We start from the raw sequence: 23062 nt of genomic DNA on the forward strand, positions 1-23062 counted from the left end.
CGCGGTGGGTGGTGCAGCTGCGGCGGGATGCCGGCAGCGGCGTGCTCGACGCTGGGTTCCCAGCTGCGGTCACGGCGACACCTCGGGTGTCGGGAGGCCCCTGGACGAGGCCCGGACGCGACCAGCGTCAGCGGCGGAGGTGTCCAGCGGGTGGCCGGTGACTGGCCTGCCCCCGTCGGACGGGCGAAACCCGGCGCGGGTGTCCCTCGATCGGGTGACCGATCAGGGGGTGATCCGCTCGGCGAGCTCCTCGGCGAAGCTCCGGGCCGCGTCGGCCTCGGCGGCGGCGCGGTCGCGCAGGTCCGCCATCGCGGGCACCCGGTCGGCCAGGGTCAGCTGCAGGGTGATGACCGAGACGGTCATCCCGAACGAGCGCCCGAGCACCAGCTCCAGGGGTGGCACCGTGTGGTCCCAGCTGGCCTGTTCACCGCCGGCGTCGTAGCTCGCCCCCCGGCTGGAGACGATGACGGCGTGCCGCCCGGCCAGCGGACGGGCCTCGAAGTCGCCGAACGGCACGGTCGCGCCGAGCACGTGCACGTGGTCGACCCAGGCCTTGAGCGTGGACGGCAGCGACCAGTTGTACATCGGGGCACCGACCAGCAGGACGTCGGCGGCCAGCAGCTCGTCGAGGTAGACCTGCTGCTGCGCCTCGGCGGCCGGTTCGACCACCTCCTCGGCCGTGCGCAGCCGGGGGGCCCAGTGCAGGGCGGCGTCGGGCAGGTGCGGCGGCGGGTCGGCCTGCAGGTCGCGGGAGGTCACGGTGAACTCCGCGCCACGGGCCCGCCAGCCCTGGACGAAGGCGGCGGTGACGCCACGCGAGGCGGAGCTGCGCGGATCGGCGGACGAGTCGAGGTGCAGCAGGTGCGGCATCGGGGCCTCCCGGGGCTGGGGATGGGCGGGGTCGCCGGAGCCCAGCCAAGCAGTGCCGGCCGCCGGGACGCCGGTCGGGGCGGGTGTTCCACGTGGAGCATCCGCGCGCTCAGTCCAGCGAGACCCCGTCGACGTACCGCCACTGCCCGTTCTCGCGGGCGAACCGGCTCAGCTCGTGCTGCACCCCGGGCACCCCGCCGGTGCGGTGGTGGGCCCGGAACTCCACCGTGCCCTCCGGGGCCAGCAGGGCACCGCCGCTCGCGGCCAGCACCTCCAGCCCGGTCCAGCGCACCGCGGGGTCGAGCTCCAGGTCGTCGGGCCGGGTGGTGGAGTGCCAGGTGCGCAGCAGGTACCCGGCGTCGCCGACGGCGAAGGCGCTGTAGCGGGATCGCATCAGCTGCTCCGGCGTCGCCGCGGTCGCCGCCTCCGCGTGCAGCCGACCGCAGCACTCGGCATAGGACAGGCCGGTGCTGCACGGGCAGCGGTGGGAGGGCACGGGCCGAGTGTCCCAGGGGGCGGGCTCGCTCAGTCGGTGCCGGCCTCCATCGCCGCGCGGTCCAGCAGCTCGTCGTGCTCGGAGACCTGGCCGCGGGACGCGATGGCCTCCGCGCCGCCCTGCTCGCTGGCGTCGATCAGCCCGGTCGCGGCGGCCTGCGCTGCGCCGATGGACGTCGGGGTGGCGCCACCGACCATGCCCATCCGGGCGTACTGCTCCAGCTTGGCGCGCGAGTCGGCGATGTCCAGGTTGCGCATGGTCAGCTGGCCGATCCGGTCGACCGGCCCGAAGGCGGAGTCCTGGGTGCGCTCCATGGACAGCTTGTCCGGGTGGTAGCTGAAGGCCGGGCCGGAGGTGTCCAGCACCGAGTAGTCCTCGCCGCGCCGCAGCCGCAGGGTGACCTCGCCGCTGACGGCCATGCCCACCCAGCGCTGCAGCGACTCACGCAGCATCATCGCCTGCGGGTCCAGCCAGCGGCCCTCGTACATCAGCCGCCCCAACCGGCGGCCCTCGCTGTGGTAGTTGGCCAGGGTGTCCTCGTTGTGGATGGCGTTGACCAGCCGCTCGTAGGCGATGTGCAGCAGGGCCATGCCCGGCGCCTCGTAGATGCCCCGGCTCTTGGCCTCGATGATCCGGTTCTCGATCTGGTCGGACATCCCCAGGCCGTGCCGACCACCGATCGCGTTGGCCTCCAGCACCAGGTCGACCGGGGTGGCGAACTCCTTGCCGTTGATCGTCACCGGCCGGCCGTACTCGAAGCCGAGCGTGACGTCCTCGGTGGCGATCTCGACCGCCGGGTCCCAGAACTTCACGCCCATGATCGGCTCGACGGTCTCGATGCCGGTGTCCAGGTGCTCGAGGGTCTTCGCCTCGTGCGTCGCGCCCCAGATGTTGGCGTCGGTGGAGTAGGCCTTCTCCGCGCTGTCCCGGTAGGGCAGGCCGTGCGCGACCAGCCACTCCGACATCTCCTTGCGGCCGCCCAGCTCGGTGACGAAGTCGGCGTCCAGCCACGGCTTGTAGATCCGCAGCGAGGGGTTGGCCAGCAGGCCGTAGCGGTAGAACCGCTCGATGTCATTGCCCTTGTAGGTCGACCCGTCGCCCCAGATCTGGACGCCGTCGGCCAGCATCGCCCGCACCAGCAGCGTGCCGGTGACGGCCCGGCCGAGCGGGGTGGTGTTGAAGTAGCTGCGACCGCCGGAGCGGATGTGGAAGGCCCCGCAGGTCAGTGCCGCGAGCCCCTCCTCCACCAGGGCGGACCGGCAGTCGACGAGCCGGGCCAGCTCGGCGCCGTAGGCGCTGGCGCGGCCGGGCACCGAGCCGATGTCGGGTTCGTCGGCCTGGCCGATGTCGGCGGTGTAGGTGCAGGGCACGGCGCCCTTGTCGCGCATCCAGGCCACCGCGACCGAGGTGTCGAGGCCGCCGGAGAAGGCGATGCCGACGCGTTCGCCGACGGGCAGGGACGTGAGCACCTTGGACATGGACACAAGTATGCATTCGGATGTATGACCATGCAAAGCCGGGTCGGGTGACCCTGCTCCCGTCCTAGCGGTGGGACTCCAGCCGGTCGGCCAGCGTGCCGGCGAACCCCTCGGCGACGACCAGCTGGTCGCGCAGCGCGGCGACCCGGGCCACCGCTGCCTCGTGGAACTCCTGCAGCCGGGCCAGCAGCTGCCCGCGGTCGCCGGTGGCCTGCTCCAGGTCGTGCAGCAGGGTGAGCAGCTCCTGCATCTCCTCCAGCGAGAACCCCAGTGGCTTCATCCGCTTGATCACCTCGAAGCGGGCGACGTCGGCCTCGCTGTAGAGCCGGAAGCCCCCCTCGGTCCGGCTCGTGGGGACGACGAGCCCGTTCTCCTCGTAGAACCGGATGGTGCGCAGGCTCAGCCCGATCCGCTCGGCGACCTGGCCGATCTGCATCAGCTCGCCGCGCCCCACCTCAGTGCCCCCCGGCGAGCTGGCCGGTGTGCCGCGCGAAGCGGTCGGCCGAGTGCTCGCTCAGGCCCACGATCTGCACGCTCTTGCCGCGCGTCTCGTACTTGTGGGTGATCGCGTCCAGGGTGGCGACGGTGGAGGCGTCCCAGACCTGCGCGCCGGACAGGTCGATGACCACGTGCGCGGGGTCGTCGGCGTAGTCGAACTGCTGGTACAGGTCGTTGCTGGAGGCGAAGAACAGCGCCCCGTGGACGGCGTAGTGGCGCGTCGTCCCGTCCGGGCTGGTCGTGCTGGTGACCTCGACGAGGTGGGCGACCCGGCGGGCGAAGAGCACACAGGCGACCAGCACGCCGGTGCCGACCCCGATGGCGAGGTTGTGGGTCCACAGGGTGACCGCGACGGTGGAGAGCATCACGATCGTCTCGCTGCGGGGCATCCGGTTGATGGTGCGCAGGCTGTGCCAGTCGAAGGTCGCGATCGCCACGAAGATCATCACGGCGACCAGGGCGGCCATCGGGATGATCGCGACGATGTCGCCCAGGACGACGACCAGGATCAGCAGGAACACCCCGGACAGGAAGGTCGACAGCCGGGTCCGGGCACCGGACCTGATGTTGATCATCGTCTGGCCGATCATGGCGCAGCCGCCCATCCCGCCGAAGAACCCCGTGACGATGTTGGCCACCCCCTGGCCCCAGGACTCGCGGGTCTTGTCCGAGTGGGTGTCGGTCAGGTCGTCGACCAGCTTGGCCGTCAGCAGCGACTCCATCAACCCGACGAACGCCACGCCGAGGGCGTAGGGGGCGATGATGCTCAGCGTCTCCCAGGTGAACGGCAGGTCGGGGATGCCGAAGAACGGCAGGCTGTCGGGCAGCTCGCCCTGGTCGCCCACGTTCGGCACGGTCAGGCCGACCGCGACGGTGAGCCCGGTGAGCACCACGATCGACACCAGCGGAGCAGGGACGGCGGAGCTCAGCCGGGGGAGCAGGAAGATGATCGCCAGGCCCGCGGCCACCATCGGGTAGACCAGCCAGGAGACGTCGACCAGGTACGGCAGCTGCGCGGTGAAGATCAGGATGGCCAGCGCGTTGACGAAGCCGATCATCACGCTGCGCGGGACGAAGCGCATCAACCGGGCGAAGCCGGCCAGCCCCAGCAGCACCTGGAACACCCCGCCGAGGACGACCGCGGCCAGCAGGTACTCCAGGCCGTGGTCACGCACCAGCGGGGCGACGACCAGCGCGATCGCCCCGGTGGCGGCGCTGATCATCGCCGGACGGCCACCCGTGAAGGCGATCACCACCGCCATCGTGAACGAGGCGAAGAGCCCGACCCGGGGGTCGACGCCGGCGATGATGGAGAAGCTGATCGCCTCGGGGATCAGCGCCAGGGCCACCACGAGGCCGGCGAGCACCTCCGTGCGGGCCACCTTCGGGGCGAGCCAGGCGGGCCGGCGCGGTGCGGGGAGCGTGGTCGAGGAGGACATGCCACCGTCTTCGGGTCGTGCGCCGTCAGGCGCGGGGAGTCCGCGCGAGCGCGTGCCTACGAGGGGTGGTGCGACGGTGCACCGGGGTCGGCCATCAGGAGGACGTCGGCTGCAGGCCGTCACGGACCCGAGCGTGGGCTCCTCCGCGCGAGCGCCCGGGACAATCTAACCCTGACGTCAGGTAGTTGTTCCGTCACCACGACGGGTGGTTGGTCACAGCGACCATCCGGCGAGGCCGGGTGGGGCCGGGTTCAGCCCGGGTCGGCCTGTGGCCGGCCCGCGGCGGTGGCCGCAGACCCGGTGTCCTCGGGTGCGGCGGTCGGGTCCTCGACCGGGGGGAGGGGGTCGACCGTGGGCGCGGCGTCCACCGGAGGAGGGCTGTCCTCCGGCGTCGGATCGGCCGGCGCGGGCTCGGGCAGCGCCGGCGTGGGGAACACCAGGGCCGCAAGCGCGACGAGCAGTGGGAGGGCCGCTCCGGCGACGAGCGCCGGGCCGTACCCGCCGGTGGCGTCGTGCACCACGGCGAACGCGACCGGCCCGAAGGCCGTCGAGCCGACGCTCACCGCGGCGACGACCCCGCGGATGGTGCCCAGGTGGGTGGTGCCGTAGTAGCGCGGGAAGGAGCCTGCCTCCAGGGTGCGGATGGCGCCGGCGGACGCGCCGAGGAGCGCGCCGAACCCGATCGCCGACCAGCCCGGGTCGACCGACGTCCCCCAGAGCAGTGCGGCGGCGAGCGCCAGCATGCAGGCGCTGGTGAGCCAGCGGCTGTTGACCCGGTCGACGAGGGCGCCGACGGCCAGGGTGGCCAGCAGGGACGCCACGGTCTGCGGCAGGAAGTTCGCGGCGGCCGCGCCGGCGCTCAGCCCCCGCTCGCCCAGCAGGTCGATCTGGTGGAAGGCGACGCCGGTGGACAGCATCCCCGAGACGGCGACCCCGGAGACGACCACCCAGAAGAACGGCGTCCGGACCGCCTCGCCGAGCGTCCGGCCCACCGGGGCAGCCGGTGGGTGGCCCTCGGTGACCTGCTCGCCGTCGGGACGCTGGCCGAGCTCCGCCGGGTCGTTGCGGACCCCGAACAACGCCAGCGGGACGACGAGCAGCCACACGACCACCCCCTCGACCGCCCACGCGGTCCGCCAGCTGGTGGCCGAGATCAGCGCCTCCAGGCCGATCGGCGCCAGGGAGATGCACGCGGCGCCGCTCGCGGAGACGAGACCGAGAGCCAGGCCGCGACGCCGGATGAACCAGACGGCGACCGCCGTTGTCGCGGTCAGCCCGAGGGCACCCTGGCCGGCCATCCGGACCCCGACGAAGCCCGCGGTCAGCCCGACCAGACCGGAGACGAGCGACAGGCTGATCAGCACACCGCCGAAGACCGCCCCGATGACGGCCATGGTGACCCGGGTGCCGAACCGGTCGAGTGCCCGCCCGACCAGGGGCATCGCCGCAGCACCGATCAGCGTGCCGATCAGGTAGGCGGTGGAGATGGCCGAGCGGCTGATCCCCAGCTCCTCGGTCATCGGGTCGATGAACGCCGAGATCGCCGCGGTCTGCCCGGGCGCCGTGGCCGCCAGCGCCACCGCCGAGACGCCCACCATGTGCCAGCCGTAGAAGCCCTCGGGTCCGCGGGGGCCGTCCCGGCGTGGGCTGCGGGTGGGGGAGGACGGGCGGTCGGGAGCCGAGCGGGACGTGGTCGTGCCTCTCCTGATGGGTCTGCGGTGCAGACGGGGCAGGCGTCGTCGGCTGCTCGTGGTCGGGTGTCGCGGTCCGGTGTGTCGCGGTCGAGCAGCTCAGTCGAGCTGTGCGGCCACCATGGGCTCGAGCGTGAGCTCGGGGCTGCGCTGCTGGAGCGAGCGCAGGTCCCACTTGTCCCGGAACAGTGCCAGCAGTTCCCCGTTGCCGCGCGCCAGCACCTCCGCGCCGCGCGTGGCGGCGACCGCGGCGGCGGACTCGGCGTCGGTGCGGACCGCGACCTGGTAGGGCAGCTGCTCCAGGGCGATCGGAGACGAGAACTCGTGCTCCATCCGGTGGGTGGCGACCTCGAACTGCATGGGACCGACGACGGCGAGCACGGGCGCCTGGTCGCCGCGGCGGTCCGAGCGCAGCACCTGCACCACCCCCTCGGACTCCAGCTGGTCGATCCCCCGCCGGAACTGCTTGTGCCGGCCGGTGTCCATCGCCCGGGCCACCGCGAAGTGCTCCGGGGCGAACGTCGACAGCGGGGGGTAGGTGACCGGGTGGGTCGTGAACAGGGTGTCCCCGACGCCCAGGGCCGCGGCGTTGACCAGGCCGACGACGTCCCCGGGGTGGGCGGTGTCGATGCTCTCCCGTTCCCGGCCGAACACGTGCTGGGCGTACTTGGTGGCGAAGGGGCGGCCGGTGGTGGCGTTGGTGACGACCATGCCGCGTTCGAAGACGCCCGAGCAGATCCGGATGTAGGCCAGCCGGTCGCGGTGGGCGGCGTCCATGCCGGACTGGACCTTGAACACGAAGGCGCTGAAGGGCTCGGTCAGGGGTCGCGGCCGGCCCTCGGCGTCGGGGCGGTCCGCCGGTGCGGGTGCGAGGTCGACGAGCGTGTCCAGCAGGGCGGCGACGCCGAAGTTCGACACGGCCGAGGCGAACAGCACCGGGGTGCTGTAACCGGCCAGGAAGGTCTCCTGGTCGTGGTCGGCGCCGCTGGCGGTCAGCAGCTCGACCTCCTCCTGGGCGCGGGTCCAGTCGACGCCTTCCCGCGCCAGTGCCTCGGCGGCGGTGAGGGTCTCCTCGGGGGCGATGGTGGCCCCGCCGGCGGTGCGGGTGAACCGGCGGTAGGTGCCGTCGCGGCGGTCCAGCACGCCGCGGAAGTCCCCGGAGATGCCCACCGGCCAGGTCAGCGGGGTCGGCACCAGCCCGGTGCGCTGGGCGACCTCGTCCATCAGCTCCAGGGCGTCCTTGCCGGGGCGGTCCCACTTGTTGACCACGGTGATCACCGGGATGCCGCGGTGCCGGCAGACGGCGAACAGCTTCATCGTCTGGGCCTCCAGGCCCTTGGCGGCGTCGATGAGCATCACCGCCGCGTCCACGGCGGTCAGCACCCGGTAGGTGTCCTCGGAGAAGTCCGCGTGCCCGGGGGTGTCCAGCAGGTTGACCACCGCATCGCGGTACTCGAACTGCAGGGCGGCGGAGGTGATGGAGATGCCGCGGGCCTTCTCCATGTCCATCCAGTCCGACACCGTGCCCCGCCGCCCGGCCTTGCCGTGCACCGCACCGGCCTGCCCGATCACCCGCGCGTGCAGCGCCAGGGCCTCGGTCAACGTCGACTTCCCCGCATCGGGGTGGCTGATCACCGCGAACGTCCGCCGCCGGGCAGCCTGCGCCAGCACCTCACCGGGGTCGGCCGGGGCTGCGTCCCCCGCCGGGGCCGACGTCGCCCCCCGGGTGGCGGTGGTGGTCATCGCCGCCTGCCCTGGGACGCGTGCACCTGCTCGACCTCGAGACGCAGGCTGGTCGCGAACGCCGCGGCGGACGACCACTGGGTGTGCAGCGTGGCGACCCGCTGGTCGGCCAGCTCCCGGTACATGGCGAGCCTCTCGACGAGCTCCGGGTCCGGTGGGGTGGTCGTCCCCGGTTCCCGGTGGCGCAGCCGGTCCAGGAGCTGCAGCACGTCCCGGATCTCCTCGATGGTGAAGTCCAACGGCTTCATCCGGCGGATCACCATCAGGCGCTCGATGTCGCCGTCGGTGTAGAGCCGGAAACCGCCGCTGCTGCGCGTCGTCGGGGTGACCAGGCCGCTCTCCTCGTAGAAGCGGATGGTGCGGACGCTGAGCCCGGTGCGCTCGGCGACCTCGCCGATCTGCATGTGTCGATCACCCATGGGTGCCTCCGATCCAGGTGGTGCCGCGACAGGGGCCCGACCCGGAATCAACTCTAACGTGAAAGCAGAGTCGGTGACGGCCGTTCGCCGTGGCCCCGTCGACCCACTCGGGGCCGCCCTCGCCGGAGGTGCATCGTGCTGCCCCAGTTCTCAGGTGTGGAGCTCCGAGGCGGCCGGGCGGCCAGCAGCCGACCGCCCCGGAGGTCGTCCGGCCGACCCGCGGTGCGCGGGCCGGCGGTGTGGGTCAGTGCGCGCCGGCCAGCTGCCCGCTGTGCCGCTCGTAGCGGGAGGCCGAGTGCCCGTTGAGGCCGATGACCTCGACCTGCTTGCCGCGGGTGGCGTACTTGTGGGTGATGGCGTCCAGGGCGGCGACCGTGGAGGCGTCCCAGACGTGGGCGTCGGAGAGGTCGATCACGACCTTCTCCGGGTCGCCGGCGTAGTCGAACTGGGTGTAGAGGTCGTTGCTCGAGGCGAAGAAGAGCGCGCCGCGCACCGCGTACACCCGGGTGCCGCCGTCGGGGTCGGTGACGCTGGTGACCTCGACGAGGTGGGCGACCCGGCGGGCGAAGAGCACACAGGCGACCAGCACGCCGGTGCCGACGCCGATGGCGAGGTTGTGGGTGATCAGGGTGACCGCGACGGTGGAGAGCATCACGATCGTCTCGCTGCGGGGCATCGTGTGGATGGTCCGCAGGCTGTGCCAGTCGAACGTCGCGACCGCCACGAAGATCATCACGGCGACGAGGGCGGCCATCGGGATGAGCGCGACGATGTCGCCGAGGACGACGACCATGACCAGCAGGAAGACGCCGGACAGGAAGGTCGACAGCCGGGTCCGGGCACCGGACTTCACGTTGATCATCGTCTGGCCGATCATGGCGCAGCCGCCCATGCCGCCGAAGAAGCCGGAGGCGACGTTCGCGACGCCCTGGCCCCAGGACTCGCGGGTCTTGTTCGACGGGGTGTCGGTGAGGTCGTCGACGAGCTTCGCCGTCATCAGCGACTCCATCAGCCCGACGAAGGCGACGCCGAGGGCGTAGGGGGCGATGATCGTCAGCGTCTCCCAGGTGAACGGCAGGTCCGGGATGCCGAAGAACGGCAGGCTGTCGGGCAGCTCGCCCTGGTCGCCCACGTTCGGCACGGTGAGGGCGGCGGCGACGGTGAGGCCGGTGAGCACCACGATCGACACCAGCGGGGCCGGGATCGCGGTCGTGAACCGCGGGAGCAGGAAGATGATCGCCAGCCCGGCGGCGACCATCGGGTAGACCAGCCAGGAGACGTCGACCAGGTACGGCAGCTGCGCGGTGAAGATCAGGATGGCCAGCGCGTTGACGAAGCCGACCATGACGCTGCGCGGGATGAACCGCATCAGCCGGGCGAACCCGGACAGGCCCAGGAGCACCTGGAAGACGCCGCCGAGCACGATGGCCGCGAGCAGGTACTCGACCCCGTACTGCAGTGCCAGGGGCGCGACCACGAGGGCGATGGCCCCGGTGGCGGCGGTGATCATCGCCGGACGACCGCCGGTGAAGGAGATCACCACGGCCATCACGAAGGAGGAGAAGAGGCCGACGCGGGGATCGACCCCGGCCAGGATGGAGAAGCTGATCGCCTCGGGGATCAAGGCCAGGGCCACGACGATCCCGGCGAGGACCTCGGTGCGCGCGACGCGCGGCGACAGCCAGGTGGGTCGGGTCAGGCGCGGCTTGGGCCGCGACAGCAGTGCAGAGGACATGCCACCGTCTTCGGGTCGTGCGCCCGCAGGCGCTGGGAAGGCGCCGTAGGGCGCCAGGAGAGCTGGGGTCGCGCGGCGTCCGGGGACGTGCGCGTCATCGGTCCGACATCGGGAGCGCTGAGCCGCCGGAGGCGGGGCCCGGAACGTCGGTGGTCCGGAATCGACGGGCCGCTGTGCCCGTCTTCGTCGGGAAGAACATAACCCTCACGTCAGGGAAGTGTGCAGTGGGGTCGGTCACCGGCCTGTCGCGCCAGGTGTCCGATTCCGTCCCTCTACCCTCTCGTGAGAGTAGGGTTGGTCCGGTCCGGAGGTTCGGCAAGGCGCGAGCGGGTCAGTGGAGGCGGCATGGACCAGTCGGCGTTCGAGGACCTGCCGGCCGAGATGGGCGCACAGCTGCGGCGGGAGGTGCTGGCTCCCCCTGCACGTCACGCACCAGACCACGTTGCGGACGCTCCGGCACCTGGCCACCCGGGCCACGACCGCGCCAGAGGTCCTGGTCGGCGAACTGGCACGGGTGCTCGCCCTGCTGGACATGCCGGCCGACCGCACATCCGCAGAGCTCCGGGCACTCGTGGCGTCGGGGTGGCCGACCGCCATCCGGCTGGACCACCGCGGTGCCGAGCTCTACCGGGAGTTCGCGCAGCGCACGATCCCGCTGGTCCTGGAGTTCGACCGGCTGTTGCCCTCGCTGTTCGACGAGTCGGCTGGGAACGAGCGCGGTCCTGATTGACGTACACCCAACACTCACGTCAGAGTAGGGTTACGCCCAGGGCGCCGACGCGCAGCCCTCGACGGAGGAGGACGTCCATGCCCCTGCACATCGAGTGCCCCCACTGTGGCGAGACCGACGACCTCGTCGGCGACCGCGGTGTCGAGGGCATCGGCATCACCTGCGGCACCTGCGGGCGCCGGTTCCTGCGTGATCGCCAGTTGCGGTGCGCCACCTGCGCCGGCACGGACCTGGTGCTGCGGCCGCAGGTGCTCACCCAGTTCTCCCGAGGGACCCAGCTGTCCGTCGTCGGCTGGACCGAGACCCACTGCTGCACGGCGTGCGACGCCGAGGCGCTGCTGCGGTCCGAGCGTGCCAATGCACCCCTGCCGGCCGAGTACCGCCCTCGTGCGGTCCGCCCTCGGTCTCACACCTGAACCCACCCGCACACACACCGAGGGAGACGCCATGACGACGACCCGCACCCAGGTCCTCGACCACATCGAGGCCGCATTCGGCCACGGTCCGGTCACCAGTGACGAGATGCGCGAGGCAGCACTGACGACCGGTGCCGACCCGGACGTGCTGTTCCTGCTCGACGGCCTGCCGGATCGGCAGTTCAGCAGTCCACGGGAGATCTGGCCGCACCTGCCCGACCTGCCCGTCGGCGGCTGATCCCGCACCCGACCGAACCCGTCCGACCAGACCGGAGCACGACCATCTCTCTCCACCTCGACATCGACACGACCACGTCGGCCCCGGCGCCGAGCCCCGAGCTCGACGGCCTCGCGGACCTCGCCGACCGGGCCGCCGCCCACCTGCGTGACCTGCCCGGGGCCCCCGAGGACGCAGTCGTCGGCGTCTACCGCCCCTTCGGCCGCACGAGCCGACTGGCGGCGAGCCGACTGCGCGCGCTGCTGGCCCCCACCTCCTGTCGGACCCTCACGCCGCTCAGCAGCCGCTGGCCCGCGCGGTCGGGTGTCGACGACGAGACCATCCCCGACGCCCAGCACCTCGACGACCTCTCCCTGGTCGTCGACGTCAGTCAGACCCCGCAGCGCGCCGCACGCGCCCTCGCCGACGCGGCGGGGGTGCCGCTCGTCGCCCGCACGCCGCCGCCGATGGGGCCACAGCCCGACGGCACCGCCCTCGCGCGCGGAACGGCCATCGGCCGGGCCGTGGCGCTGGGCCGGCCGATGGGCACACTGCCGCCGGCCGACCAGTCCAGGTGAGCGCGCACTCCTCCCGCAGGGCGGTGCACACCGCCTGGCAGATCACGGCGCTGACGACACTCCCGCTGCTCGCCTCGCCCCGCTCGAAGGGCCGGGGCGCGGCGCGGTGGTCGACGGGGGCCGCCCCGGGTCGGCTGGCCGCAGTGCTGCCCGGGACGGCGGCCCTGGTGCTGCTCCACCGGCACACCCGGCGCTCCCGGAGGGTCATCGAGGAGCTGGAGCGGCGCTGTCGCACCGACGCACTGACCGGACTGGGCAACCGGGGGGCCTTCGACGACGACCTGCGCGACCGCCTGCAGGGGATCGTCGGACGGCGTCGTCACGCGGACCCGGTCGGGGTCACCCTGGTGCTGGCCGACATCGACCACTTCAAGTCCTACAACGACCGGCACGGTCATCCCGCCGGGGACCGCGCCCTCGTCCGAGTCGCCCGCGCGCTGCAGCAGGCCTGCCGGAGCGGGGACGGCGTGCACCGGATCGGTGGGGAGGAGTTCGCCGTCGTCCTGGACGCCGATCACGCCAGCAGCCTGCTGATCGCCGACCGGATCCGGCAGTTCGTGTCCGCGTGCACCGACGACCGGCTCACCGTCTCCATCGGCGTGGCCACCGCCCAGCACGACGACGTCGAGGCCCTCATCGGCCAGGCCGACCGCGCTCTCTACCGGGCCAAGTCCCGCGGCCGGAACCGCATCGAGAGCCATCGCGGACCGCACCCAGGGCTGGTCGCGCCCACCCGCTGAGGTCGCGGCGGCCCGGTGCGCGAGGAGGTCGGGCCGGGCGGCGACTCAGGCGTCGATGACCACCGGGATGATCATCGGCGTGCGGCGGTGGGACCGGTTCGCCCAGTTGCTGACGGCCTTGGCGATCAGCTGCTCCAGCTGGGCGGCGTCCTTGACGCCGTCGGCCGCCGCACGAGCCAGCTCCCGCTCGATCAGCGGCACCGCCGCGTCGAAGGACTCCGCCTCGTGGACGAACCCGCGGGCGAGGAAGTCGGGTGCCTCGACGAGCTGGCCGGTGGTGGCGTCGACGATCGCCACGACGGTGATGACGCCCTCCTCCGCCAGGGTGCGCCGGTCCTTGAGCGAGGCCTCGGTCGCCCCGCCGACGGTCGAGCCGTCGACGTAGACGTTGCCCGCGGGCACCTTGCCGGTGATGGAGACCCGGCCGTCGACCAGGTCGACCACGGAGCCGTCCTCGGCGATGACCACCCCGTTCGGGTGGACCCCGGTGCGGATCGCCAGGTCGGCGTTGGCCCGCAGGTGCCGCCACTCCCCGTGCACCGGCATGACGTTGCGCGGCTTGACGAGGTTGTAGCAGTACACGAGCTCGCCGGCGCTGGCGTGCCCCGAGACGTGCACCTTGGCGTTGCCCTTGTGGACGACGTTGGCGCCGATCTTGGTGAACTCGTTGATGATCCGGTAGATGGCGTTCTCGTTGCCCGGGATCAGCGAGCTGGCCAGCAGCACGGTGTCGCCCTCGGAGATCCGGATGACGTGGTCCCGGTTGGCCATCCGGGACAGCGCCGCCATCGGCTCGCCCTGGGAGCCGGTGCAGATCAGGCACACCTGGTCGGCGGGCAGCTTCTCCAGCACCTTCATGTCCACGACCAGGCCCTTGGGCACCCGCAGGTAGCCCAGGTCGCGGGCGATCCCCATGTTCCGGACCATCGACCGGCCGACGAAGGCGACCTTGCGGCCGTGCTCGTGCGCGGCGTCCAGCACCTGCTGGATGCGGTGCACGTGGCTGGCGAAGCTGGAGACGATGACCCGCTTGGGGGCGGTCCGGAAGACCGTGTCGATCGCCGGGGTGAGCTCGCCCTCGGACGTGGTGAAGCCGGGCACGTCGGCGTTGGTGGAGTCGGTGAGGAAGAGGTCGACCCCCTCCTCGCCGAGCCGGGCGAACCCGCGCAGGTCGGTGATCCGCTGGTCCAGCGGGAACTGGTCCATCTTGAAGTCGCCGGTGTGCAAGACCAGGCCGGCCGCGGTGCGGATCGCCACGGCGAGCGCGTCGGGGATGGAGTGGTTGACCGCCAGGAACTCCAGGTCGAAGGGGCCCAGCCGCAGCTCGTCGCCCTCCGCGACCTGCTCGGTCACCGGGGTGATCTTGTGTTCCTTGAGCTTGGCCTCGATGAAGGCCAGCGTCAGCTTCGACCCGATGACGGGGATGTCCCGCCGCTCCCGCAGCAGGTAGGGGACGCCGCCGATGTGGTCCTCGTGCCCGTGGGTCAGCACGACCGCCACCACGTCGTCCAGCCGGTCCCGGATCGAGGTGAAGTCGGGGAGGATCACGTCGATCCCGGGCTGGTGCTCCTCAGGGAAGAGCACGCCGCAGTCGACGATCAGCAGCTTGCCGGCGTGCTCGAACACCGTCATGTTGCGGCCGATCTCACCCAGACCACCCAGGGCGACGATCCGCAGGCCGTTGGGCGCCAGTGCGGGGAGCGTGCCGGGGTCGCGGCGGGAACGGCTCATGCCCTTCACGCTACGTGCGCGGGACCGGGGACCTGCTGCCGGTCCCCGTCGTGTCTGCATCCAGCCGTCTGCATCCGAGCCGGCCCTTCCCGGCGAACCTGTGATGTGGAGTCGCTCGCGAGGGACCAACACCAGTGGGTCGTCCAGCCGTTGATCGATGCCGGTCTGCAACTCGAGGAGATCCGGTCGCTGGTCTTCGGCCTGGCCTTCCAGGGCGTCGTCGGCGAGGGGCGCGGGGTGCTGGCCTGCATCCGGGACCTCGTCGCGGACCGGCCTGCGGAGGTCCGGAGCGCCTGGGTGGAGGTGGTCCACCGGCTGTTCCAGCTGGAGCCCCCGACGTAGCGGGTCTCAGCCCGGCGCGGGGCCGGCCGACCCGGCCGGGTACTCCTGCAACGGCACCTCGCCCTCCGCCCAGGCGGCGAGGACCGGCTCGACGATCCGCCAGGACTGCTCGGCCTCCACGTCGCTGATCGACAGGGTGGCGTCCCCGGCCAGCACCTCCCGGAGCAGCAGCCCGTAGGCCGACAGGTCGTTCGGGGCCAGGTCGATGTCCAGGGCGCGGCGCTCGAGGTCGAACGGCTCGCCCGGCCCGTTCAGGTTGAGCTCCAGCGTCACGTGGTCCGGGTCGAGCCCCAGCCGCAGCACGTCGGGCTCGAGCTGCTGGTCACCGAAGGCCAGGTGCGGGACCGGCTTGAACCAGACGGCGATCTCCCGCCGGCCGGCGCCGAGCGCCTTGCCGCTGCGCAGCCGGAACGGGACGCCCGCCCAGCGCCAGTTGTCGATCGTCACGGTGAGCTCGGCGTGCGTCTCGGTCTCCCGCGCCGGGTCGACGCCCTCCTCGCTGGTGTAGTCGGGCAGCTCCCGGCCCTGCACGGTCCCGGCGGTGTAGCGCCCGCGGACGGTGTCCCGGGCCATGTCGGCCGGGGGCCGGACCGCCCGCAGGACGTCGGCCTTGCGCGCGGCCAGGCTCGGGCCGTCGACCGCGTTCGGCGGCTCCATCGCGACGACGGCCAGCTGCTGGAGCAGGTGGTTCTGCAGCATGTCCCGCAGCGCCCCCGCCGTGTCGTAGTAGCCGGCGCGCCCTTCCAGGCCCAGCGTCTCGTCGAAGACGATCTCGACCCGGTCGATGTGCGAGGCGTTCCAGACCGGCTCGAACAGCCGGTTGGCGAAGCGCAGCCCGAGCACGTTGAGCACGGTCTGCTTGGCCAGGAAGTGGTCGGTGCGGAACGCCTGCGTCTCCGGGACCAGCCGGTGCAGGACGTCGTTGAGCTGGCGGGCGTCGGCCTCGTCGCGGCCGAAGGGCTTCTCGACGGCGATCGTCGTCCCCTCGGGGAGCTCGACCTCGGTGAGCGCCTCCAGGGTGGGGAGGAAGACGGTGTTCGGCAGGGCCAGGTACAGCACCGGGCGGCCCGGCACCCGGGCCAGCACCTGCCGGAGGTCCTCGGGTGAGGTGACGTCACCGCGTTGGAAGCCGAGTCGGCTGACCAGCTGGTCGCGGGCCTGCTCGGGCACGTGCGCGCCGTGCTCGGCGAGCCGGTCGCCCGCCCACTCCCGGTACTCCTGCTCCGACCAGTCGTCCCGGCCCACCGCGAGCACGTCGACGCCGTCGCCGAGCGCGTCGGCCTGGACCAGCTGGGCCAGCCCCGGGAGCAGCAGGCGCCCGGTGAGGTCACCCGTCCCCCCGAGCACCACGAAGGTCGCCTGCATCGTCACCCCGTCCGTCGTCGAGCCGGGCCGCCGTTCGCGGCCCCACCCTCGCGCCCTGCCCAGGGCCGCCGGTGCTGAACCCCGAGCTGCCGGACCGGCCGGCCGGGCGACGTGGCCCGGGTCTCCTCGGCGCACCGGGTCGTGGTGCACTCGAGGTGACCGGGAGCACGTCGGCGAGGAGGCGCAGTGGGCAGCACGCACGAGGTGCTCAACCAGGCGCCCCCACGGGTCGGCCTGGACGAGTACTCCACCAACCCGGCGCTGACCGAGGCGGTCGCGCGCTACGACGCCGGCTGGGCGGAGACCCACCTCGCCGAGGTCGGGTCGCTCGTCGGGCAGGCCGACGTCCAGCGGGACGCCGAGCTCGCCAACACCCACCCGCCGGTGTTCGCCGGCCACGACCGCTGGGGCAACCGGGTCGACGCGGTCGACTTCCACCCCGCCTACCACCGGATCACCGCCGCGGCGGTCGCGCACGGCGCGCACACCAGCTGCTGGTCCGGACCGCGGCCCGGCGCGCACGTCGCCCGGGCGGCGGTCTTCATGCTCTTCGCCCAGGTCGAGCCCGGGCACGCGTGCCCGGTGAGCATGACCCACGCCGTCGTCCCCTCGCTGCGGACGACACCGGAGCTGGCCGACGAGTGGCTCCCCCGGGTGTTCTCCCGGGACTACGACCCCGAGCTGCGCGACCCGGCCACCAAGACCTCGGCGGTCTTCGGCATGGCGATGACCGAGAAGCAGGGCGGCTCGGACGTGCGGGCGAACACCACCCGGGCGCTCGACGCCGGCGACGGCACCTGGCGGCTGACCGGGCACAAGTGGTTCTGCTCGGCCCCGCAGTCCGACGCCTTCCTGGTGCTCGCCCAGACCACCGCCGGCCTCTCCTGCTTCCTGGTGCCCCGCGTGCTGCCGGGCGGTGACCGCAACGTGTTCCGCATCCAGCGGCTCAAGGACAAGCTGGGCAACCGGTCGAACGCCTCCTCGGAGATCGAGCTGGAGGACACCGTCGGCTGGCTGGTCGGGGAGGAGGGCCGCGGCGTCCGCGCCATCATCGAGATGGTCGGGCAGACCCGGCTGGACTGCGTCCTGGGCAGCGCCGCCGGCATGCGGCAGGCCGTCGCCGAGGCCGCCTGGCACACCCGGCACCGCAGCGCCTTCGGCGCCACCCTGATCGACCAGCCGGCGATGACCGCCGTCGTCGCCGACCTGCAGCTGGAGGCCGAGGCCGCCACCTGGACGGCGCTCCGGGTGGCCGCGGCCTACGACCGTGAGGACGCCGAGTCGGTCGCGTTCCGCCGGCTGGCCACCGCGGTCGCCAAGTACTGGGTCTGCAAGCGGGGGCCGCACCACGCCTACGAGGCGCTGGAGTGCCTGGGCGGCAACGGCTACACCGAGGCGTTCCCGCTGGCCCGCCGCTACCGGGAGCAGCCGGTGATGGCCGTCTGGGAGGGCTCGGGGAACGTGATCGCCCTCGACGTCCTCCGGGCGATGGCCCGCGAGCCGGAGTCGGTGGCCGCCGTCGACCGGGAGGTCTCCTCGGCGCTGGGGCAGCACCGGGCCTTCGACGCCCACGTGCAGGCGACCCGGGCCCTCATCGGACGGGTGCAGGCCGACCCGGCGAGTGCGCCGCCGCACGCCCGCCGGGTCGTGGAGGCGCTGGCGCTCGCCCTGCAGGGCGCCGTGCTGATCCGCGAGGCGCCCGCCGCCGTCGCCGACGCCTTCGTCTCCGCCCGGCTCGGGCCCGACCGCAGCCTCGAGTACGGCGCCCTGGACCCCGGCCTGGACCTCGCCGCGATCGCGGCGCGCGCCTGACCGGGCTCGATCCGCCCTATCCTCCGGCGCATGACCGGACGTCGAACTCCCCTGACCGCCGGCGCGGCCGGGCTCAGCGTGCTCGCCTGGGTCGCGTGGTTGGCCTGGGACCGGGAGTACCAGTTCGACCCGGAGACCAGCACGACCTCGGGTCCCTACGAGACGTGGCAGGTCGTCGGTTGCCTGCTGACGCTGCTGGCCGCCGCGGTGCTGGCCGGATGGGTGCTCCGGCCACTGGTCGCGGCGCTGGTGGTGACCGTGCCGTTCACCCTGTGCTGGACGGTCGACGCAGCCCTCCAGGACGAGACCGGGCTGTTCATGGTGGGCGCCCTGCTGATCGCCGTGGGCCTGTTCCTCGGCTCGTTCCTCGTCGCGGTCGGGATCGGCCGGGCCCCGGGTCGCCGTCGCATCGACGCCTGACCCTCCCCCGGCGTGATCAGTCGGTGAAGCAGGCGGTCAGCGCGCCGACCATCAGCGGGACGTCGAGGGCCGAGGCCAGCTCCCGGACCGAGTGCATGGCCAGCATCGGGGCGCCGACGTCGACCGTCGCGACGCCCAGCCGGGTCGCCGTCAGCGGGCCGATCGTGCTCCCGCAGGGCAGGTCGGCCCGGGTGACGAACCACTGCACCGGCACCGAGGCCTCCGCGCAGCGATCGGCGAACCAACCGCTGGTGACCGCGTCGGTGGCGTAGGCCTGGTTCGCGTTCACCTTCAGCACCGGCCCGCCGCCCAGCTGCGGCTGGTGGCCCGGCTCGTGCCGGTCGGAGCGGGTGGGGTGCAGTGCGTGGGCCATGTCCGCCGACACCAGCCGGGACTGCGCCAGGGCCCGGGGGAGCGCCTGCGGGTCACCGGCGTCCAGGACCGCCACCAGCCGGCGGACGACGTCCTCCAGGAAGCTGCCGCGGGCCCCGGACATCGAGCCGCTGCCCACCTCCTCGTGGTCGTTGGCGACCAGCAGCTGGGTGCGGCGGGTGGCCGCCGCGGCGATCAGCGCCGTCGCACCGGCGTGGCAGCTGGCCAGGTTGTCCAGCCGCGGGGCGGCGACCCAGCTGCCGTCGGCGCCGGTGCGGGCGGCCGGCTGGGTGTCGGTGAGCACGAGGTCGTGCCCGACGACGTCCTGCACGGCCGCGCCGACCGCGGCGGCCAGCGCCTCCCGCAGCCCCGGCTCGGTGCCCAGGTCCTGGCACCACACCGGCACCAGCTCGCGCTGCGGGTCGAGCTTCAGGCCGTCGCGGACGCCGCGGTCCAGGTGGATCGCCAGGGACGGCAGTCGCAGCGGCGCACCTGGCAGCCGGACCAGGGCGGTCGCGCCGCCGCGCAACGCGACCCGGCCGGCCACGGTCAGCTCCCGGTCCAGCCAGGTGTGCCACAGACCGCCGCCGTAGGGCTCGACCCCGACCAGCCGGTACCCGGCCTGCCGGACGTCCTCGCGCGGCCGCACCTTGAACGTGGGGGAGTCCGTGTGCGCGCCGACCAGTCGCAGCCCCGCCTCGGCCGGCGATGCGCTGCCCACCCGGAAGGCGATCAGGCTGCCGTGCCGGACGACGAAGTGCTGCCCGCCGGGGGCCAGCTCCCACCGGTCGGCCTCGGCCAGCTCGGTGAAGCCGGCCGTGCCCAGCCGCCGGGCCAGCTCCGCGACGGCGTGCGACGGGGAGGGAGATGCGTCGACGAAGGCCCGCAGGTCGTCACCGAGGGAGAGGTCCGGCATGGGCCCCATCTTGCTCGACGGCCCCGGGCCCGGCCGACCCTGAGCCGCCGGACCGACCGTGGGGCCGGGCACCGACACGGCTCAACGGTCGGCGAGGCGGCTCGACCCGCCGGTGACCCCGGTCCTCACCGGAACTGTCGGACCTCGAACGTATGTTCGACCCATGACGACGACGGTTCCGTTCTCCGGCCCGCTGGGCGCGGTGGTCGACGTCTTCTTCACCGGCGAGTCGCACCGCGACCTGGCGGGGCTGTCCTCCGATGAGCGGGTGGCGGCCCGGTTGCAGGGCGTGCAGCGGCGGCGGGCGATGGAGGCCGCGGAGGAGGCAGAGCTGATCGTGGAGCTGGCCGGTCGGCGGCCTGCCGCGCCGGACCCGGATGGGCCGGGTGCCCGACGGCCGGGCTGGGCCAGTGAGTCCGGTGGCGCCGAGATCAGCGAGTTCTTCCTCGCCGAGCTGTCCGCGGTGCTGAACCTGGGTCGCGGGACCGCGGCGGTGCGGCTGCGGCGGGCACGGACCTGGTCGCAGAAGCTCCCGGGCACCTTCGCCGATCTGGCGGCCGGGGAGCTGGACGAGCGGCGGGCCCACGTGCTGGCCGACGTCCTGGAACACACCCCGGCGCACATCGCCGGGCAGGTCGAGGACGCACTGCTCGGGGAGGCGACCGGTCTGTCGGTGGCCCGGCTGGAGAGGCGCGCCACCGAGGAGCTGCTCCGGCTGGACGCCGCCGCGTCCGAGGAGCGCCGGGCCGAGGCGGAGAAGGCCGCCGACGTACGGGTGTACCCCTCGCCCACCGACGGGCGGTCGACGCTGGCCGCGGACCTGCCCACCGATGAGGCCCTGGAGTGCCACGACCTGCTCGACCAACTGGCCCTGATGCTCAAGTCCGACGGCGATCCCCGCCCGATCGGGGCGCTGCGGGCGCACGTGCTGTCCCTGCTGATCCGCCGCCCCGCCGACTCCGGTCTGCCCGTGGTGGCCGCGAACCTCACGGTCACCGCCGACCTGGCCGCGCTGGCCGGGAGCAGCAGTGCCCCGGGTGAGGTCAACGGGCTGCCGATCACCGCCAGCCACCTCCGCGAGCTCCTGGCCCGGGTCGGCGCCCTCGGCCTCACCGCCCCCGACAGCGGGACCCTCACCTACGCCCTCACGGGACCGGACGGGGAGCTGCTGGCCACGGTGACGCCCGCCGAGCTGGCCCGGCTGGCCCGCCGCGGCTGCCCCCGGCACCCCGACAGTGGCAGCACCGGCGCCGCCGAGAGGACCGGGGACACCGTCGGCCGGGATGCCAGCGAGCCCTGCGACTGTGTGGTCCTCGGGCCGCCGCCGGTGACCGCTGCCTACCGGCCCACCGACCGGCAACGGGCCTTCGTCACCACCCGCGACCGGCGCTGCCGGTTCCCCGACTGCGGGCAACGGGTCGGCTGGACAGACCTGGACCACGTCACCGCCCACGCCTGCGGCGGGGCCACCGACTGCGCCAACCTCTGCTGCCTGTGCCGCAGCCACCACCGGCTCAAGACCTTCGCCTCCGGCTGGCAGTACCGGATGGACAGAGACGGCACTCTGCACGTCACGACACCTTCCGGGGTCACCCGCATCACTCGCCCGCCAGGCCAGCGATCACCCGGCTCCCGATCGCACCCCCCGAACCCGGAGCCCGGACCACCACCCGGCGCGCCACCACCGCCGGACCCGCCGGACGACCCGCCGCCGTTCTGAGCCCTCGTTCCTCGTGCCTGCCTGCCGTCTCGGCCTGTGTCGGTGCCCGCGCTCACCGCAGTCCGGGCGTTTGGCCGCCGACGCGCGGGTAGGTCGGAGTGCATGGCCGACGACATCGAGATCGATGCCCAGGGTGAGCACGGCTACCTCGTGACCCAACTCAGCGAGCTGGAGGACGTGCGCACCTGGTTCACGGTGACGCCCGAGGTGATGGACCAGCTCGGCGCCGACGACGAGGAGGACGTGGTGCTGCGCACGGTGCAGTTCCTGCGCAAGCACCAGGACGTGGCCGACTTCCCGGAGACCCTCGACCTCGAGGACGTCATCGCCGGCTACGACGACTACCTGACGGTGATGACGGCGGACTGATCGCGGCCGGAGCAGAGGTGGGATGCTGCGACCTGTGACCGAGCCCACCCTGCCCGCCGACCCCGCCGCGCTGGCTGCGTCGCTCGAGGCCACCGGCTACCTGCCCGACGAGGGCCTGGCGACGGCGGCCTACCTGGCGCTGGTGATGCACCGACCGCTCTTCCTCGAGGGCGAGGCCGGGGTCGGCAAGACGGCGCTGGCCCGTGCGCTCGCCGAGGTGACGAAGAGGCCGATCTACCGGCTGCAGTGCTACGAGGGCCTGGAGGCCAGTCACGCCCTCTACGACTGGGACTTCGGCCGTCAGCTGCTGCACCTGCGCGCCGCCGAGGCCGCCGGGGCCGCCGAGCGCGCCGAGGAGCTGGAGGCCTCCCTCTACGACCGGCGGTTCCTGCTGGCCCGCCCGCTGCTGCAGGCGCTGGAGGACTCCCCGTCGGTGCTGCTCATCGACGAGGTCGACCGGGCCGACGACGAGTTCGAGGCGTTCCTGCTCGAGGTGCTCAGCGACTTCACCATCTCCATCCCGGAGCTCGGGACGATCCGCGCGCAGACGCCGCCGCTCGTCGTCCTCACCTCCAACCGGACCCGCGAGGTGCACGACGCGCTCAAGCGCCGCTGCCTCTACCACTGGCTGGAGCACCCCGACTTCGAGCGCGAGGTGGCGATCCTGCGCAGCCGGCTGCCCGACGTCACCGAGGAGCTGACCCGCCAGGTCGCCCGCGCCACGGCCCGGCTCCGCGAGCTCGACCTGCTCAAGCCGCCCGGGGTCGCCGAGGCGATGGACTGGGCGACCGCACTGCACGCCCTCGGCGCCCGCGAGCTCGACCCGGACACCGCGGCCCGCACGCTGGGCGCGGTGCTGAAGTACCGGGAGGACACCGACCGCGTGCACGCCCTCGCCCGGGGAGCGCTCTTCGGTGGCGGCTGATCCCGGCCCGCCCCAGGCAAAGGAAGCTGTGCACCCACTC

22 protein-coding genes are annotated in these 23062 nt (G+C 73.1%); 10 read left to right on the forward strand and 12 right to left on the reverse strand.

What is annotated here, in order from left to right; all coding sequences use genetic code 11:
- Positions 1-222: 222 nt before the first annotated feature.
- The 9 genes from O2V61_RS11105 to O2V61_RS11145 form a co-directional block, all read right to left on the reverse strand.
- The gene (locus O2V61_RS11105; RefSeq protein ID WP_269183368.1) at positions 223-870 is read right to left on the reverse strand and encodes an FMN-dependent NADH-azoreductase; all 648 of its coding nucleotides are present in this window, start codon (positions 868-870) and stop codon (positions 223-225) included.
- 109 nt (positions 871-979) lie between these two features.
- Positions 980-1366 (reverse strand): YchJ family protein, encoded by a 387-nt coding sequence (locus tag O2V61_RS11110; protein WP_269183369.1) that lies wholly within the window; start codon positions 1364-1366, stop codon positions 980-982.
- Between the two features lie 29 nt (positions 1367-1395).
- Entirely contained in the window at positions 1396-2844 is a 1449-nt protein-coding gene (argG, locus tag O2V61_RS11115) for an argininosuccinate synthase (protein WP_269183370.1), read from the reverse strand.
- Positions 2845-2908: 64 nt separating this feature from the next.
- On the reverse strand, positions 2909-3280 hold the full coding sequence (locus O2V61_RS11120) for a MerR family transcriptional regulator (protein ID WP_269183371.1): 372 nt from the start codon (positions 3278-3280) through the stop codon (positions 2909-2911).
- 19 nt (positions 3281-3299) lie between these two features.
- Positions 3300-4781: a SulP family inorganic anion transporter gene (locus tag O2V61_RS11125; protein WP_269183372.1), complete on the reverse strand. Its 1482-nt coding sequence runs from the start codon at positions 4779-4781 to the stop codon at positions 3300-3302.
- Between the two features lie 251 nt (positions 4782-5032).
- Complete coding sequence (locus tag O2V61_RS11130; RefSeq protein WP_269183373.1) at positions 5033-6379, reverse strand: MFS transporter; 1347 nt, start codon at positions 6377-6379, stop codon at positions 5033-5035.
- 192 nt (positions 6380-6571) lie between these two features.
- Positions 6572-8215, reverse strand: a complete 1644-nt coding sequence (locus tag O2V61_RS11135; protein ID WP_269183374.1) for a peptide chain release factor 3 — start codon at positions 8213-8215, stop codon at positions 6572-6574.
- On the reverse strand, positions 8212-8634 hold the full coding sequence (locus O2V61_RS11140; RefSeq protein ID WP_269183375.1) for a MerR family transcriptional regulator: 423 nt from the start codon (positions 8632-8634) through the stop codon (positions 8212-8214). Before O2V61_RS11140 ends, O2V61_RS11135 begins: the two co-directional genes overlap by 4 nt.
- A gap of 244 nt (positions 8635-8878) precedes the next feature.
- Positions 8879-10369: a SulP family inorganic anion transporter gene (locus tag O2V61_RS11145; protein WP_269183376.1), complete on the reverse strand. Its 1491-nt coding sequence runs from the start codon at positions 10367-10369 to the stop codon at positions 8879-8881.
- A 442-nt stretch (positions 10370-10811) separates the two neighbouring features.
- Here O2V61_RS11145 and O2V61_RS11150 point away from each other — a divergent pair, with 442 nt between their 5' ends.
- The 4 genes from O2V61_RS11150 (at position 10812) to O2V61_RS11165 (ending at position 13050) form a co-directional block, all read left to right on the forward strand.
- Entirely contained in the window at positions 10812-11099 is a 288-nt protein-coding gene (locus O2V61_RS11150) for a hypothetical protein (protein ID WP_269183377.1), read from the forward strand.
- 77 nt (positions 11100-11176) lie between these two features.
- Positions 11177-11515 carry a hypothetical protein gene (locus O2V61_RS11155; protein WP_269183378.1) on the forward strand — a complete coding sequence of 113 codons (339 nt, stop codon included), beginning with the start codon at positions 11177-11179 and terminating at the stop codon, positions 11513-11515.
- Positions 11516-11546: 31 nt separating this feature from the next.
- Positions 11547-11753 carry a DUF2795 domain-containing protein gene (locus O2V61_RS11160; protein ID WP_269183379.1) on the forward strand — a complete coding sequence of 69 codons (207 nt, stop codon included), beginning with the start codon at positions 11547-11549 and terminating at the stop codon, positions 11751-11753.
- A 553-nt stretch (positions 11754-12306) separates the two neighbouring features.
- A complete protein-coding gene (locus O2V61_RS11165; RefSeq protein WP_269183380.1) occupies positions 12307-13050 on the forward strand; it encodes a GGDEF domain-containing protein in 744 nt (247 codons plus the stop codon).
- A gap of 45 nt (positions 13051-13095) precedes the next feature.
- Here O2V61_RS11165 and O2V61_RS11170 read toward each other — a convergent pair whose 3' ends face one another.
- Positions 13096-14781, reverse strand: a complete 1686-nt coding sequence (locus tag O2V61_RS11170; protein ID WP_269183381.1) for a ribonuclease J — start codon at positions 14779-14781, stop codon at positions 13096-13098.
- Between the two features lie 150 nt (positions 14782-14931).
- Here O2V61_RS11170 and O2V61_RS11175 point away from each other — a divergent pair, with 150 nt between their 5' ends.
- Positions 14932-15123: a hypothetical protein gene (locus tag O2V61_RS11175; protein ID WP_269157842.1), complete on the forward strand. Its 192-nt coding sequence runs from the start codon at positions 14932-14934 to the stop codon at positions 15121-15123.
- Positions 15124-15129: 6 nt separating this feature from the next.
- On the opposite strand, the gene O2V61_RS11180 is transcribed toward O2V61_RS11175, so the two are convergent.
- A complete protein-coding gene (locus tag O2V61_RS11180; protein WP_269183382.1) occupies positions 15130-16488 on the reverse strand; it encodes a glucose-6-phosphate dehydrogenase in 1359 nt (452 codons plus the stop codon).
- Between the two features lie 186 nt (positions 16489-16674).
- Between O2V61_RS11180 and O2V61_RS11185 the strand changes: the two genes are divergently transcribed.
- Both O2V61_RS11185 and O2V61_RS11190 read left to right on the forward strand, forming a co-directional pair.
- Positions 16675-18300, forward strand: coding sequence for an acyl-CoA dehydrogenase family protein (locus O2V61_RS11185; protein ID WP_269183383.1), 1626 nt, complete (start codon positions 16675-16677; stop codon positions 18298-18300).
- Positions 18301-18330: 30 nt separating this feature from the next.
- Positions 18331-18720, forward strand: a complete 390-nt coding sequence (locus O2V61_RS11190; protein ID WP_269183384.1) for a hypothetical protein — start codon at positions 18331-18333, stop codon at positions 18718-18720.
- A gap of 16 nt (positions 18721-18736) precedes the next feature.
- Here O2V61_RS11190 and O2V61_RS11195 read toward each other — a convergent pair whose 3' ends face one another.
- Positions 18737-20008: a M18 family aminopeptidase gene (locus O2V61_RS11195; RefSeq protein ID WP_269183385.1), complete on the reverse strand. Its 1272-nt coding sequence runs from the start codon at positions 20006-20008 to the stop codon at positions 18737-18739.
- Between the two features lie 163 nt (positions 20009-20171).
- On the opposite strand from O2V61_RS11195, the gene O2V61_RS11200 reads away from it, so the two are divergent.
- The 3 genes from O2V61_RS11200 to O2V61_RS11210 all read left to right on the forward strand — a co-directional run bounded on the left by O2V61_RS11200 (position 20172) and on the right by O2V61_RS11210 (position 23022).
- Positions 20172-21728, forward strand: coding sequence for an HNH endonuclease signature motif containing protein (locus O2V61_RS11200; RefSeq protein ID WP_269183386.1), 1557 nt, complete (start codon positions 20172-20174; stop codon positions 21726-21728).
- A gap of 102 nt (positions 21729-21830) precedes the next feature.
- On the forward strand, positions 21831-22097 hold the full coding sequence (locus O2V61_RS11205) for a hypothetical protein (RefSeq protein WP_269183387.1): 267 nt from the start codon (positions 21831-21833) through the stop codon (positions 22095-22097).
- Between the two features lie 34 nt (positions 22098-22131).
- Positions 22132-23022, forward strand: a complete 891-nt coding sequence (locus O2V61_RS11210) for an AAA family ATPase (RefSeq protein ID WP_269183388.1) — start codon at positions 22132-22134, stop codon at positions 23020-23022.
- Positions 23023-23062 lie beyond the last annotated feature (40 nt).

It is taken from the genome of Modestobacter sp. VKM Ac-2985, assembly GCF_026967925.1.
In the GTDB taxonomy this organism is placed as follows: Bacteria; Actinomycetota; Actinomycetes; order Mycobacteriales; family Geodermatophilaceae; genus Modestobacter.

Excerpts from the sequence above, each read along its gene's own strand:
- O2V61_RS11130 (WP_269183373.1), bottom strand. The coding sequence starts at position 6,379 with ATGGTGGGCGTCTCGGCGGTGGCGCTGGCGGCCACGGCGCCCGGGCAG.
- O2V61_RS11105 (WP_269183368.1), bottom strand. The coding sequence starts at position 870 with ATGCCGCACCTGCTGCACCTCGACTCGTCCGCCGATCCGCGCAGCTCC.
- O2V61_RS11120 (WP_269183371.1), bottom strand. The coding sequence starts at position 3,280 with ATGCAGATCGGCCAGGTCGCCGAGCGGATCGGGCTGAGCCTGCGCACC.
- O2V61_RS11125 (WP_269183372.1), bottom strand. The coding sequence starts at position 4,781 with ATGTCCTCCTCGACCACGCTCCCCGCACCGCGCCGGCCCGCCTGGCTC.
- O2V61_RS11135 (WP_269183374.1), bottom strand. The coding sequence starts at position 8,215 with ATGACCACCACCGCCACCCGGGGGGCGACGTCGGCCCCGGCGGGGGAC.
- O2V61_RS11190 (WP_269183384.1), top strand. The coding sequence starts at position 18,331 with ATGACCGGACGTCGAACTCCCCTGACCGCCGGCGCGGCCGGGCTCAGC.
- O2V61_RS11180 (WP_269183382.1), bottom strand. The coding sequence starts at position 16,488 with ATGCAGGCGACCTTCGTGGTGCTCGGGGGGACGGGTGACCTCACCGGG.
- argG (WP_269183370.1), bottom strand. The coding sequence starts at position 2,844 with ATGTCCAAGGTGCTCACGTCCCTGCCCGTCGGCGAACGCGTCGGCATC.
- O2V61_RS11195 (WP_269183385.1), bottom strand. The coding sequence starts at position 20,008 with ATGCCGGACCTCTCCCTCGGTGACGACCTGCGGGCCTTCGTCGACGCA.
- O2V61_RS11170 (WP_269183381.1), bottom strand. The coding sequence starts at position 14,781 with ATGAGCCGTTCCCGCCGCGACCCCGGCACGCTCCCCGCACTGGCGCCC.
- O2V61_RS11160 (WP_269183379.1), top strand. The coding sequence starts at position 11,547 with ATGACGACGACCCGCACCCAGGTCCTCGACCACATCGAGGCCGCATTC.
- O2V61_RS11140 (WP_269183375.1), bottom strand. The coding sequence starts at position 8,634 with ATGGGTGATCGACACATGCAGATCGGCGAGGTCGCCGAGCGCACCGGG.
- O2V61_RS11145 (WP_269183376.1), bottom strand. The coding sequence starts at position 10,369 with ATGTCCTCTGCACTGCTGTCGCGGCCCAAGCCGCGCCTGACCCGACCC.
- O2V61_RS11200 (WP_269183386.1), top strand. The coding sequence starts at position 20,172 with ATGACGACGACGGTTCCGTTCTCCGGCCCGCTGGGCGCGGTGGTCGAC.
- O2V61_RS11155 (WP_269183378.1), top strand. The coding sequence starts at position 11,177 with ATGCCCCTGCACATCGAGTGCCCCCACTGTGGCGAGACCGACGACCTC.
- O2V61_RS11205 (WP_269183387.1), top strand. The coding sequence starts at position 21,831 with ATGGCCGACGACATCGAGATCGATGCCCAGGGTGAGCACGGCTACCTC.